The following is a 12,921-nucleotide window of genomic DNA, read 5'->3' as shown; positions in this document are numbered from 1 at the left end:
GCATCAGCGCGTTGCCCTTCGCGGACCCCATGGTATCGCTACCGTCGGCCCTGTGAGCACACCCTCTGCGGTTCCGGCCGACATCAGCGGGCCGTCGGCCCTGGACACGGCGCCTCCGACCGCCAAGCGCCGCGTTCTCGCGTGGGGGATGTGGGACTGGGGGACCCAGCCCTTCAACACGGTCATCACGACGTTCGTCTTCTCGGTGTACCTCGTCAGCGAGTCCTTCGGGACGACGAACCAGACGTCGACGGCGCTGTCGGTGTCCACCGCGCTCGCGGGGCTCAGCGTCGCGCTGCTCGCACCCGTCCTCGGGCAGAACTCGGACCGTTCGGGGCGCACGGTGCACCACCTCCGGACCCAGACGTGGCTGCTCGCGGCCCTGTCGGCGTCGCTGTTCGTCGTGCGTCCGGAACCGGGGTTCCTCTGGGTGGGGCTCGGCCTGCTCGCGGTCGGCTCGGTGGTCTCCGAGATCGCCGGGGTCAACTACAACTCGACGATCGACCAGGTCGCCACCCAGCGGACGGTCGGTCGGGTGTCCGGCTTCGGGTGGGGGATGGGCTACCTGGGCGGCATCATCGTCCTCCTCCTCATCTACTTCCTGTTCATCCAGCCCGACGTCGGCCTGTTCGGGGTGACGGGGGAGGACGGGCTGGACATCCGGGTCTCGATGGTCGTGTGCGGGCTGTGGACGCTCGTGTTCACCGTCCCGACCTTCCTGGTCCTGAAGGACCGGCCGCGCGAACGCGCGCCGCGGGTCGGGGTCGTGCAGTCCTACCGGCTCGTGTGGCGCTCCATCCACGGCCTGTGGGTCGTGTCGAGGCACACGGTGTACTTCCTGCTCGCCTCGGCCCTGTTCCGGGACGGCCTCGCGGGGGTGTTCGCGTTCGGCGCGGTCCTCGCGGCCGGGACGTTCGGCCTCTCGGCAGGGGACGTCATCGTCTTCGGCGCCGCCGCGAACGTCATCGCGGGGGTCGCGACGATGCTCTTCGGCATGCTCGACGACCGCCTCGGGCCGAAGCGGGTCATCCTCGTCTCGCTCGGGGCGCTGGTCGTCCTCGGGATCCTCATCTTCGTGCTGCACGACGCCGGCACGGGGACGTTCTGGGTGCTCGGGCTGCTCATGACGGTGTTCGTGGGCCCCGCCCAGGCGGCGAGCCGCAGCTTCCTCGCCCGTCTCGTGCCCGAGGGCAAGGGCGGCGAGATCTTCGGGCTCTACGCCACGACGGGACGGGTGGTGTCGTTCCTGTCCCCGATGTTCTTCGGCGCCTTCATCTGGATCGGGGCCGCGGTGACGGGCGCCGACAACACCCAGTACTGGGGGATCCTCGGGATCGTGCTGGTCCTCGTCGCAGGGCTGGCGGTCATGCTGCCGGTCAAGGAGCACACCGAGCACACGGTGTCCTGAGCGCGCCGACAGGCGCGTCATCCGGTCGCGGTGCGGCGCAGGGGTCAGCCGGCGTACTCGAAGTGCCAGGGCTCGGGGAGCGCCCCGCCGGCCCCCGCCCACGCCGGGTGGAACCATCCGTAGAGCGGGGCGTTCTGGCGCATCCAGAGGTGGGCCGGGGAGCCGAAGCTCTCGACGCCCCCGCACAGGTCGACCGCGCGGCCCAGACCGTGCCGTGACGTACCCGGCGTGGCCGCGAGGCGCCCGTGGCTCTCCTTGACGGCGAACTGCTCGACGAGCGGCCGGTATGAGTCCGTGACGCAGAGCGGCTCGCCGGTCTGCGCCGCGTAGGCCTTGCTCAGCGCGCTGAAAGCCGCAGCGGCGCCCGGGGCGAGACGCTCACCCGGTGCACCCCACACCGGGCAGAGGGCACTCTCGGGGAAGAGGCCGTTCCCGTGGTCCCCGCTGTCGTCGCTGCACGGCTCGCCGATGTCCGCGACCTCCGCCGCCGCGCTGCTCAGCGCGGCCCGGAGGCGCTCGGCCGCGGCCTTCGCCTCGGGGCTGCGAGCACCGACGAGCGCACTCGCGACCGGCCCGGCCTTCTCGACCTCGGCCATCTGCAGGGTGCGCAGCGCGCCGACCTTCTCGCGCTGGGCGTTCATCAGGGTGTCGAGCTCGTCGCGGTCCTTCTCGATCTGCCGGCGGGCCTTCTCGGCCGAGGCCTCGGCCTGCTCGGCGGTCTCGGTGAGCCGCGACTGACGAGCCGTGAGCATCCGGACCTCGCGGAGCGCACGCGTTCGTTGGTCGGTGAGGTAGACCAGGTCGCCGAGCGGGTTGCCGGCGGACCCGTCATCGGCGAGGAGGGCGTCGAGCATCCCCGCCACGTCGGCGTCGCTGCCACCTCCGCTGTAGACGTCGAAGACCCACTCGCGGACGAGGGCGCGGGCCGTCGCGAGCCGGCTCTCGAGCCGGTTGAGGTCGCTTCGTGCCGTGGCCGCCTCGCTGCGTGCGCTGCGCTCGGTGTCCTGGGCGTCCGCGAGCGACTCCAGGACGGCGTTCGAGCGGTCCGAGAGCTCGTCCATCCGGCGCATCGCGACCGCGACCTCGGACGACGAGCCCTCCAGCAGCGCCGCGAGCTCCTCGGCAGCCGCGATCTGGGCCTCGAGGTCGGCAGCCGAGAGCGGAGGGACGTGGTCGGGCTCGGCGTGGCCGGTGTCGGGCTTCGGCAGGGCGGGGCGGCCGGTGGACGGGGACTGGGACGGGGTGCCCGTGGGGCTCGGTGACCGCGTGACGCTGGGAGACGGCGACGCGCTCGGCGATGCACCGGCGCTCGGCTCGGTGGTCCGCACCGAGTGCAGGTCCTTGGTGACGTCCGGCTCGGGGTCGGCCGCCGCAGCGGGTGCGACGAGGAACGTCACGGCCCCCGCGATCGCGAGGACAACACCGACCGCCCCACGGGCCGCCGCTCCAGCACCGAGCGAACGCACCACGACTCGCTTCCCATCGACGACGGGCCCGAGGGCCCCCTAGGCACGCCCTGCCCCGTGCCACAGGCACCACCATAGGCACACGTCGAGCATTGGGCATCCGGAGACACCCGTGACTTCCGTCCCGCTGGTTCCACCTGTCACATGAGTCGCACCTATCCCATCGGCCGCACCCGTGCACGTGTGTCCCCAGGTCTGACACCCCGCGGCGTCATCCACAGGGAGCCGCCGGCGTCTCGTGTGGGTGGCACCAGGGCAGGTGCGATGGGAGGCACTTACTCCGACGAGAGGCAGACCGATGGACACCGAGGACGAGAACGTCGTGCAGCTCACCGGCCGGGTGACGGGGGAGGGGGAGCCGGTGACGCTCCCGAGCGGGGACATCGTGCACACCGTGCGGGTCACGGTTCGCCGTCCCGCACGGCGCGCCGCCCGCCGGGTCACCGTGGACGCCGTCGACGTGGCGTGCTGGACGAGCGCGACCCGTCGCGTGGCCGGACGCCTGCGGACGGGCGACCGGGTCGAGGTCGAGGGTTCGCTGCGCCGCCGCTTCTTCCGGTCCGGGTCCGGTGCACCCGCGAGCCGCTACGAGGTGGAGGCGACTGCCGTCCGCAAGGTCACGCAGGCCACGGAGGTGTAGGGGCGCGGCGCACGCACGTCGGCACCGTTGCCCTCGCGTCTCATCGATGATGCCGAAGCCCGTCGAGGACGGGACGGGCCTGCGCCTCGGAACGGATCGGGTGTGCGGACCATCCGAGGGGCCGAAGGGGTCGTGCCAGAGCCGACTGTTCCCGCGCGCAGCGTTGTGTCCGGGGTGCCGAGGCGAGTGGTCAGGGCTGACCGTCGCGGACTCGACTGCTGAAGAAGTCGACGACGTCGTCGAGCATCGTCCGGACCCGGTCTGCTGGTTTGCTGCTGTAGTACCCGTGGTCGGAGTCGGGACGCTCGGTGAAGGCGGTGGTGACTCCGGCCGCGCTGAGCGTCTCTGCGAGTTCGCGTCCTTCGGGTGCGAGTGTGTCGAGAGCGGCGGTCTGGATGATGGTGGGGGGCATGGCGGCGGCGAGGTGGGTGTCGTTCCTCGGCGCAGCCAGGGGTTCGGCACGCCGTTCTTCGTCGGGGAAGTACGCCCAGGCGACGAGTCGTTGCACGAAAGGGTTGATGGCGGGCCGCGCCGCTGGAGACGTGCGGTCGGTGCGGGTCATGTGTGTCACCGGGACGATGAGTGAGGCCGCCGTCGGCGGTCGGCCGCCGTGGTCGCGGATCTGTTGGCAGATGTTGATGGCGAGCTTGGCCCCGGCGCTGATTCCTGAGAGGAACAGCCGCGTGCCGCCCCAGCCGTGCTCCACACCGGAGTCCTGGACCCAGGTCGCCGCGTCGTACATCTGCTCCTCCGCCAGCGGATAGCGCACGGCGGGTGCGGTGGAGTAGTCGGGCAGCACCATGACCGCGCGCAGCTGCGCACAGAGGTACCGAGCGAGGTGGATGTCCTGTTCCGGATAGCGGTTGAGGAACCCTCCGCCGTGGAGGTGCACCACGACCGGTGGGGCAGCTCGGACGGGGTCGATGCGTGGAGGGCGCACCACGACCGCCCGCACGTGCCCGCGCCGCGTCGGGATCTGGATCACCGACTCGTCGAACAGCTCGCCCTGGGTCAGGCGCCTGGCGATCGGTGGGGTGTAGCGGATCCGCGAACCCAGCTGTGCCAGTGCCCAGTAGTGAGGCCTGAAGGTCCGTCTACTCATGTCGCCCTTTCCACGATCGTGGATTGGAGAGATTACGCTACTGTGAAGTTACTTCACAGCAGCGCATCATGGCCTCGGGTCGATCGGGGCCGGACCGAAAGGGGTCACCATGGCCGTACCGTCGAACAGGTCTCGTCGAGCGCTCGTCACGGGCGCGAGCGTCGCCGGGCCCGCGCTGGCCTGGGGGCTGGCGCGCACCGGTTGGCAGGTGACGCTGCTGGAGCGCTCGGACCGACCGCGCAGCGCCGGGCAGAACATCGACGTCCGCGGGATCGGTCGAGAGGTCCTCCGGCGGATGGGTGTCCACGATCGCGTGATGGAGAATCTGACCGGCGAGGAAGGCACCAGGTATGTCGATGAGCGCGGGGCCGCCTACGCGACCTTTCCGCGTCGAGAGGGCCAGGACGGCCCCACCGCGGAGGTGGAGATCCTTCGTGGACGTTTCGCAGAGATCCTGGCGGAGGCCCTTCCTTCCGATGTCGAGCAACGCTTCGGTGACTTCGTGCGCGACGTCGACCAGGACGAGGACGGGATCGACGTGCGCTTCGAGACCGGCGATCAGGAGAGATTCGACCTGCTCTTCGTGGCCGAGGGCCGTTCCTCCCGCACGCGCCGCCTGCTCATGGCCGCGGAGACCCAGCTTCGCGACTTCGGAGTGAGTATCGCCTACGGCACGATCGAGCGAGGGCCGGAGGACGTCGACACGTGGGACTGGTACACCGCGCGACGTGGCCGGGTCGCCTCGATCCGACCCGACAACCAGGGCACGATGCGGGCGAGCCTGTCGTTCGAGTCGGAGCCATCGGGTTTCGAGAGCCTCGACGTCGAGGCCCAGCTGCATGTCCTGCGTGCGCGCTTCGCGGGGGCAGGGTGGCAGACCGAACGCGTCCTCGCCGGCTTCACGTCGCGGCCCGAAGAGTTCTACACCCAACGGATGGAGCAGGTCGTCGTGTCGTCGTGGAGCAAGGGCCGCGTCGTGCTGGTCGGTGATGCGGCGTGGGGATCGGGTCCCACCGGAATGGGTACCACGCTGGCTCTCGTCGGTGCCCATGTCGTCGCCGGCGAGCTCGCCGCCACGCCCGAGGACCATCAGCGCGCCTTCGCACGCTACGAAGAGCTGATGCGCGGGTACGCCGACTCCGCCCAAAGACTCCCACGCGGCGGCGCTCGGCTGCTCCACCCCACCACCGCGAGTGGACTGCGAGCCCTTCGCGCGGCCCACCGTCTTGCGGCGTCCAGACCGTTCCGCAGCCTGTACGTGTCCCGCCTGCTCACCAGCGAGAGACACGTCCCGGACCTGCCCGACTATCCTCGGCTCCGAACCTGAGCCACACCTCGCCGTGCGCCCACGAGCCACAGCTTTCGCGAAGGGTCGATCCGTGACACCGGCAGACTGGGCCGCACTCGAAGCGCTACGCCGATTCGTGGGCGCTTACCACGACTCCACCCTCGACTTGGCGAGGTGGATGGACCTGCCCCGCACCGACGGAACGGCACTGGGGGAGATCGTCTGGGCCGAGCGCGAGCACACGCCTCTCTCGCCCGCGCGGCTGTCCGAGCGTCTGGGGCTCACCTCGGGCGCAACCAACGCCGTGGTGAACCGCCTCGAAGGCCTCGGCCTCGTGTGCCGCAGCCGAGAGAGTGACGACCGCCGCATCGTCACCCTCCGAGCCACACCCACGGCCCAGCGGCGCCTCGAGCCCTTCCTCGAACAGGCCAGGGACCGGCTACCTCGGGTCCTCGCCGCATACACCCCCGAAGAAGCGGAACTCCTCGCGCGATTCCTGACCGACCTCGTCACCGCGTTGCCAAGCATCGATGACGCGAGCACGAGCCGGTCGTCACGGAGCTGAACATCAGCTCGCCGACCGCTTGAGCTCAGCCGCTCGACGATGCGCGCTGACGCGCAGATGAACATAACGCCGATAATCCACATTATGTCATTTCCAGGCCTGCATACTGCATTAGATGAATCGAGGTCGCCGCCGCCGCATCTACGTCGTCGACGGATGAGCCCTGCTGAGGTACGTGCCCGGCGTCTCTCCGGTGGCGCGGCGGAATGCGGCGATGAAGGCGCTGGGTCTCCTGTAACCGACTGCACAAGGGACTCGACTGACGCGAACCAGAAGGGTCACAGGATCGCCCTCCTGCACACAGAACAGAAGCGGCCGAGCCATTGGCCAGGTATGCCGGACGTCGGCAGTCGCGACCCTGCCTCCGTCCGCCTACCGTCTTGCCCGTGTACGGACGTCCAGGACGCCCACTGCTCTTTCTCGATGTGGACGGGACCCTGATCCCGACCGCCGGCGTCCGAATGCCGTCACGTCTCGGCGACTGGAACACGAGCTGGCAGACCCCGTCGAATCCTCACCTCACAGGGATCGCGGCTTCCCATGGCGCACGGCTGCTCCAGATGGACTGCGAGATCGTGTGGGCAAGCGCTTGGATGCACGATGCGGACAAGGTCATCGCTCCGATCCTCGGGCTCCCCCAGCTTCCCGTCGCAGAACTCGGCGACCTTCCCCCAGCCGACGGCCCAACCTGGACCGAGGAGGACCCTTCCGCCGGGCTGAACTGGAAGACGAGGGCCCTCGTCCGTCTTGCCGCGGACCGTCCCTTTGCCTGGGTCGACGACGAGCTGACCGACGTCGATCGCGCATGGGTGTCGGCGAACCACTCGGCACCTGCACTGCTGCGCCGTGTTGACTCACGCTGCGGGCTCACGGCGACTGACATGGCCGCGCTCGAGGATTGGCTGAGCTCTCTCTGACGCGACTGCCCGGTCTCCTCACCCCGACCCGTGGAGAAGACCCCTTGCCGGTTCATCGACCTCGGGTGAGGCAGCGAGCGGCAGGGTTGACCTCAACTGCGCTTGAGGTCCTACGGTGCTGAAGCAACGCCGCCCACTTGTGTCGGGCTCCCTTGACAGCGCACCAGGAGACGATGACCGACGATGACCATCGACAACCAACGGCTGGCCACCGAGCCCCCTGCGTACTGGACCCGGCTGGCCTACGAGGCGGTCATCGGCTTCATTCGTCGAGAACAGGAGCGGCGTGGGTTCAGTCAGCCCCAGTTCTGGATCCTCAGGCACCTCTCCCCCGACGACCTCTCCAGCGACGGGCGAGCAATGACACCCGCGGAGCTGCGGTCTGCGATGGCCGAGTACATCCGGCCCGAGGACGATCTGGAGGCCGAAGCGAGCACCTTGGCCTCTCGCGGGCTGCTCGCTCGCGATGACTCCGGTGCGTTCGCCCTCACCGAGGAAGGCGAGGCGACGCGCCTGTGCTGGAAGGACTTCGGCCCCGAGATCCGAGCGATGATCCACGCGGGCATTGACGACGCCGACTACATCACGACCGTCAAGGTCCTTCAGCGACTCATCTCCAACACCAGCTCGGGCAGCGGGTTGAGCCGGCCCGACGGTGGGTGAAGAGCGCGAGCGCAGCCAGTGGCGCAGGCGTCGGCGGGAGCGTTGGACACCAGTGGCGGGCGGAGCACGTGCCCGTCGTCGGGGATCCCGTGCGAACCTGGAACGGCGAATGTCGGTCGTGGATATGTGGAGGTCGAATGGGACACGAGCATGCCGCCGACCCGCACATCCACGTGGAGCGGCAGGTGGTGACACGCGCCGAGGGTGAGTACCGCAACGTGCTCGCCTCGATGTTGGGCCTCGCCGCCGATGCGCCGACCGTTGTGGTGACCGGATGCGGAGTCCGCGTGCCCTACGGCCATGACATCCACGACGCCTGAAAAGGTGACGTGCTTGTCGTGCCGGGAGTTCGCGCGGCGGCAACATCTGGACTTCGCCGACCAGTTCGAGCGCCTGAGCCGGATGCCGGGCTCCACGATCACCCCCCAACAAGGAGTAGCGGCTGCCAATCGGCTCCGTCTGCTTGCTGGTCGGTTCGCCGACTGACCACGAGCGATCATGGCGCTCCCCGCTGGTACCCGCGCGGACCACGGCCGCCGTTGCGACCGCACCCGGTCCTCCTGACGCGCCCACCGGGCGGCGTCCTGCCAGCGCCTGCGTCACGTCAGTCGTACACACCCTCTCGCCCGGCTCCTAGGATCGACCTCGTGGGAGCGCGTGCGTCCGTCGTCGTCACCGGCACCGAGGTCCTCACCGGCCGGGTGCTCGACCGCAACGGCCCGTGGCTGGCCGAGGCGCTGCGCCGGCACGGTGTCGACATCGGCGAGGTCGTCGTCGTGGGCGACCGTCCCGACGACCTCACCACCGCGTTGCACCACCTCCTCGACGCAACCAACGACCTCGTCATCACGACCGGCGGGCTCGGTCCCACAGCCGACGACCTCACCGCCCAGGTCGTCGCCGACGTCCAGCGACGGACCATGCACCTCGACCAAGACCTGGAGCAGCGCATCGCCGCCGTCATCGCCCGGCTCGTCGCCGCCCACGGGTGGAGCGTCGACGCCGCCGACCTGGCCGCCGCGACCCGCAAGCAGGCCATGGTGCCCGAGGGCGCCGCCGTCCTCGAGCCGGTCGGCACCGCACCCGGGCTCGTCGTCACGGCGCCGGACGGCGCGACCACTCCCCCGGTGCTCGTGCTCCCCGGGCCCCCGCGCGAGCTGCAGGGGATGTGGGACGCTGCCCTCGCCACCGAGCCGGTCCGTCATGCCCTGGCCGGCCGCACCGAGCTGCACGAGCACACGATGCGACTCTGGGGCACTGCGGAGTCCGAGCTCGCGGCGTCGCTGCGGAGGCATGCCGCGGTCGCCGACCTGCTCGAGGTCACCACCTGCCTGCGCGACGGCGAGCTCGAGGTCGTCGTCCGATCCTCCCCTGCCGAGTCCCCCACGGTCGACGCCCTGCGCGACGCCCTGATCACCGACTTCGGCGCCGCGATGTACTCACCGCACGGCGCGACCATCGACGCTGTCGTCGCCGAGCTCCTTCTCTCGCAGGGGTCAACGATCGCCACCGCCGAGTCGTGCACCGCCGGGCTCGTCGCCGGACGGCTCGCCGACCGGCCCGGATCGTCCGGGTATCTCCTCGGTGGCTGCGTCACCTACTCCAACGAGGCGAAGGCGAGCCTCCTGGGGGTGTCTGCCGGGCTCGTCGAGCGGATGGGTGCCGTGAGCGAGGAGGTCGCGCGGGCGATGGCGGACGGCGTCCGTGCCCGGACGGGGGCCGATATCGGCGTCTCGGTGACCGGTGTGGCCGGGCCCACCGGCGGGACGCCCGAGAAGCCGGTGGGCCTCGTCCACCTCTGTGCCACAGGGCCTGCCGGCTCGAAGCACCGGCGGGTCGTCATCGGCGGCGGCCGCAACACCGTTCGCCGCCGGTCCGTCGTCGAGGCGCTGCACCTCGTCCGTGCGCTGCTCGGCTGAGACCCGCCGATGACCCCCGCCGCGGCCGTCGCCGCCCTGCGCGACTACGGGAACCGGACCGGGCGGCCGGCGGGTCGCACCCTGCGCGCGCTCGGCGTGCTCCTGCCGGGCGTCCGCCGTGTCCAGGCGCAGGCCGACCCCTACGCCGACGCGTGGACCCGCCACAACGCCGAGTCGGTCGCGGCCCCGGGGCGCCGCTGGGTCGTGCTCGGGGACTCGATGTCGCAGTCCCTCGGTGCGTCGGCGTGGGACACCGGCTGGGTCGGCCGGCTCGCGCGCGACCTCCACGATGCCGGACATCCGCTGACCGTCGTCAACCTCAGCGCCACCGGTGCGCGTGTCCGCGACGTCCTCGACCGGCAGCTCCCCCTCGCGCTGGATCTGCCGGCCACGGGCAGCGCTCCCGACCTGGTCACCGTGCTCATCGGGTCCAACGACCTCTTCGCCGGTGGTGCGGCCCGCAGGGGGCTGCCGGACGCCTTCGGCGAGCTCGTCGCCGCACTCCCCCGCCGCGCAGTCATGGCCACCCTCCCCCAGCCGCGGACCGCCGCCCGTCGCGCCAACGTTCACCTCGTGCGCGCCGGGGAACAAGGGCACCTTGAGGTCGTCGACATGGCACGGGACGGGCCCCGCTCCTGGCACGGCCGCCTCGCCGCGGACCGCTTCCACCCGAACGACCGCGGGTACGCGGCCATCGCCGGCGCCTTCCAGCCGGCCGTCCTCGGGGCCCTCGAGGGCTGACCCAGAACCCGGCGCAGGCTGCTCCCGGCCGGTCGGCACGGCCGACCGCCACCGCCCGCCGGACGGGCGCGGACTCCTCGTAGGAGACGCACGCGAGCAGCATGGCACCGGCCGTACGCTGAGCGGCGATGCAGTGCGACGACTACGACCTCGGCCGGTGCCGCTCGTGCACCCTCATGGGGACGTCGTACTCCACCCAGCTCGCGAACAAGGAGCGCGCGGTCGCCGCAGCCCTGGGGACGCATGCTGCGGGCGCCCGCTGGCTGCCCGCCATCACCTCCCCCGAGTCGCACTTCCGGAACAAGGCCAAGCTCGTCGTCGGCGGTCGCGCGGGGGCGCCGACGCTCGGCATCCTCGACGCGCAGGGCCGCGGCGTCGACCTCCGTGGCTGCGGCCTCTACGAACCTGGGCTGTCCGCAGCCTTCGACCCTCTCCACCGCGTTCTCGTGAACATTGGCATCGAGCCGTACGACGTCCCCGCCCGGCGCGGTGAGCTCAAGTACGTGATCGTCACCCACTCCCCCGACGGCGAGCACCTCCTCCGCTTCGTCGTCCGCTCCCGGGACGGGCTGCACCGCATCCGGAGCGCGCTCCCCCGCCTCCAGGACGCCATCCCCTCGGCCCGAGTGGTGACGGTGAACCTGCACCCGGAGCACAAGGCCGTCCTGGAGGGCGACACCGAGGTGCCGCTGACCGCACGACGACGACTGCCGATGCGGCTTCCCGGCGCCACGCTCCTGCTCGGACCACGCGCGTTCTTCCAGACCAACACGGGAGTCGCGACGGCCCTGTACGCGCAGGCCGCCCGGTGGGCCGACCACCTCTCCCCCGCCGTCGTCCACGACCTGTACTGCGGCGTCGGTGGGTTCGCTCTCCACCTGGCGGCTCCCGGACGCCGGACGGTCGGTGTGGAGACCTCCACGGAGGCCGTCTCGGCTGCCACGGAGTCGGCGCGGCTCGTTGAGGCCGAGGTCGTCGTCGTCGAGGGCGACGCCACGAGCGACGCCCCACCCGGCCCGCCGGCCGACCTCGTCGTCGTCAACCCACCGCGTCGGGGCATCGGCCCCGGCCTGGCCTCTACCTTGGAGGCGTCGGGTGCCGGTCACGTCGTCTACTCCAGCTGCAACGTCGACACGCTCTCGCGGGACCTCACCGCCATGCCGTCGCTGCGCGTCTCCGAGGTCCGTGTGGCGGACATGTTCCCGCAGACCCGGCACGTGGAGACCATCGTTCTCCTGGAACGACACTGACCCCTCCGGCGCCGCGTGACCGGGCCGTCCTCCGCGCTCTTCAGCGGAGCCCGCGAACCACTGACCGAACCCTTACCGAGTCCTGACGTCCCACAGGTAACGTGCGTACACAGAGGCCCCTAGCGTTGGATGCAGTAGCCCCCGGCCCACCGCCGGCCCGTGGCCGACACCCTGACACCGGTGTCGCCTGTCCTCCCCCTCCGGCGCCGAGCGTGGCAACGCGGGCTACCGGAGGTGCCTCGGCGGTGGTCGGCTCACCGGCGCCGGGGCACCTCTTCAGGTCGGTCCCCGGTCTGCCTTCTGCAGAGGCGGGAGGTCGAGCCGTCAGCGCGCCGACCAGCGCCCCGCGCCGTCCCGCACGACCTCGCCGGCCGGGTCGGCGGTGAAGTCGACGACGGTGGTCGGGTCGGTGCCGCACTCCCCCGAGTCGAGCACGATGTCGACGACGTGGTCGAGCGCCTCCTTGACCACCCACCCGTCGGTCATCGGCTCGGTCTCGTCCGGGAGGATGAGGGTCGAGGAGAGCAGCGGCTCCCCCAGAGCGGCGAGCAGCTCACGGACCACGGGATGCTCGGGGATCCGGACGCCGACGGTGCGCTTCTTCGGGTGGAGCAGTCTGCGGGGCACGTCCGAGGTGGCCGGGAGGATGAACGTGTACGGCCCGGGTGTCGCGGCCTTGACCGCGCGGAAGACGTGGTTGTCGACGTGGACGAGCTGCCCCAGCTGCGCGAAGTCCCGGCACACCAGTGTGTAGTGGTGCTTGTCGTCGAGGCGGCGGATCGTGCGGATGCGGTCCTTGGCCTCCTGGTCCCCCATGAGTGCGCCGAGCGCGTACCCGGAGTCGGTGGGATACGCGGCGAGCCCGCCGTCCCGCAGGACGGCGACCGTCTGCGCGATCGCCCGGGGCTGGGGGTCGACGGGGTGCACGTCGAGGTAGCGGGCCACGTGACCCAGCCTAGGCC

13 protein-coding genes are annotated in these 12,921 nt (G+C 71.0%); 10 read left to right on the top strand and 3 right to left on the bottom strand.

What is annotated here, in order from left to right; all coding sequences use genetic code 11:
* Positions 1–52 precede the first annotated feature (52 nt).
* The gene (locus JQN72_RS16135; protein WP_307812758.1) at positions 53–1,408 is read left to right on the top strand and encodes an MFS transporter; all 1,356 of its coding nucleotides are present in this window, start codon (positions 53–55) and stop codon (positions 1,406–1,408) included.
* 44 nt (positions 1,409–1,452) lie between these two features.
* On the opposite strand, the gene JQN72_RS18985 is transcribed toward JQN72_RS16135, so the two are convergent.
* The gene (locus JQN72_RS18985) at positions 1,453–2,877 is read right to left on the bottom strand and encodes a M15 family metallopeptidase (protein ID WP_204136161.1); all 1,425 of its coding nucleotides are present in this window, start codon (positions 2,875–2,877) and stop codon (positions 1,453–1,455) included.
* 295 nt (positions 2,878–3,172) lie between these two features.
* Between JQN72_RS18985 and JQN72_RS16125 the strand changes: the two genes are divergently transcribed.
* Positions 3,173–3,514, top strand: a complete 342-nt coding sequence (locus JQN72_RS16125) for a single-stranded DNA-binding protein (protein WP_204136160.1) — start codon at positions 3,173–3,175, stop codon at positions 3,512–3,514.
* Between the two features lie 190 nt (positions 3,515–3,704).
* Here JQN72_RS16125 and JQN72_RS16120 read toward each other — a convergent pair whose 3' ends face one another.
* Positions 3,705–4,616, bottom strand: coding sequence for an alpha/beta hydrolase (locus tag JQN72_RS16120; protein WP_204136159.1), 912 nt, complete (start codon positions 4,614–4,616; stop codon positions 3,705–3,707).
* A 109-nt stretch (positions 4,617–4,725) separates the two neighbouring features.
* Between JQN72_RS16120 and JQN72_RS16115 the strand changes: the two genes are divergently transcribed.
* The 8 genes from JQN72_RS16115 (at position 4,726) to JQN72_RS16080 (ending at position 11,959) form a co-directional block, all read left to right on the top strand.
* Positions 4,726–5,943, top strand: a complete 1,218-nt coding sequence (locus tag JQN72_RS16115) for an FAD-dependent monooxygenase (RefSeq protein WP_204136158.1) — start codon at positions 4,726–4,728, stop codon at positions 5,941–5,943.
* Between the two features lie 52 nt (positions 5,944–5,995).
* Positions 5,996–6,469 carry a MarR family winged helix-turn-helix transcriptional regulator gene (locus JQN72_RS16110; RefSeq protein WP_204136157.1) on the top strand — a complete coding sequence of 158 codons (474 nt, stop codon included), beginning with the start codon at positions 5,996–5,998 and terminating at the stop codon, positions 6,467–6,469.
* A 386-nt stretch (positions 6,470–6,855) separates the two neighbouring features.
* A complete protein-coding gene (locus JQN72_RS16105) occupies positions 6,856–7,386 on the top strand; it encodes an HAD domain-containing protein (RefSeq protein WP_204136156.1) in 531 nt (176 codons plus the stop codon).
* A 183-nt stretch (positions 7,387–7,569) separates the two neighbouring features.
* Complete coding sequence (locus JQN72_RS16100) at positions 7,570–8,049, top strand: hypothetical protein (RefSeq protein ID WP_204136155.1); 480 nt, start codon at positions 7,570–7,572, stop codon at positions 8,047–8,049.
* Positions 8,050–8,186: 137 nt separating this feature from the next.
* A complete protein-coding gene (locus JQN72_RS16095) occupies positions 8,187–8,369 on the top strand; it encodes a hypothetical protein (RefSeq protein ID WP_204136154.1) in 183 nt (60 codons plus the stop codon).
* Positions 8,370–8,696: 327 nt separating this feature from the next.
* Positions 8,697–9,968 (top strand): competence/damage-inducible protein A, encoded by a 1,272-nt coding sequence (locus tag JQN72_RS16090; protein WP_204136153.1) that lies wholly within the window; start codon positions 8,697–8,699, stop codon positions 9,966–9,968.
* A 9-nt stretch (positions 9,969–9,977) separates the two neighbouring features.
* Positions 9,978–10,709, top strand: coding sequence for an SGNH/GDSL hydrolase family protein (locus JQN72_RS16085; RefSeq protein WP_204136152.1), 732 nt, complete (start codon positions 9,978–9,980; stop codon positions 10,707–10,709).
* Between the two features lie 128 nt (positions 10,710–10,837).
* Entirely contained in the window at positions 10,838–11,959 is a 1,122-nt protein-coding gene (locus JQN72_RS16080) for a methyltransferase domain-containing protein (RefSeq protein ID WP_204136151.1), read from the top strand.
* Positions 11,960–12,283: 324 nt separating this feature from the next.
* Here the strand turns inward: JQN72_RS16080 and JQN72_RS16075 are convergent, their stop codons facing one another.
* Positions 12,284–12,904, bottom strand: a complete 621-nt coding sequence (locus JQN72_RS16075; protein ID WP_204136150.1) for an L-threonylcarbamoyladenylate synthase — start codon at positions 12,902–12,904, stop codon at positions 12,284–12,286.
* Between the last annotated feature and the right edge of the window lie 17 nt (positions 12,905–12,921).

The sequence above is a fragment of the Phycicoccus sp. CSK15P-2 genome (genome assembly GCF_016888005.1).
GTDB lineage: Bacteria > Actinomycetota > Actinomycetes > Actinomycetales > Dermatophilaceae > Phycicoccus.
Note: the sequence above shows the minus strand (reverse complement) of the source record. Positions and strands in the feature narration are given on the sequence as shown.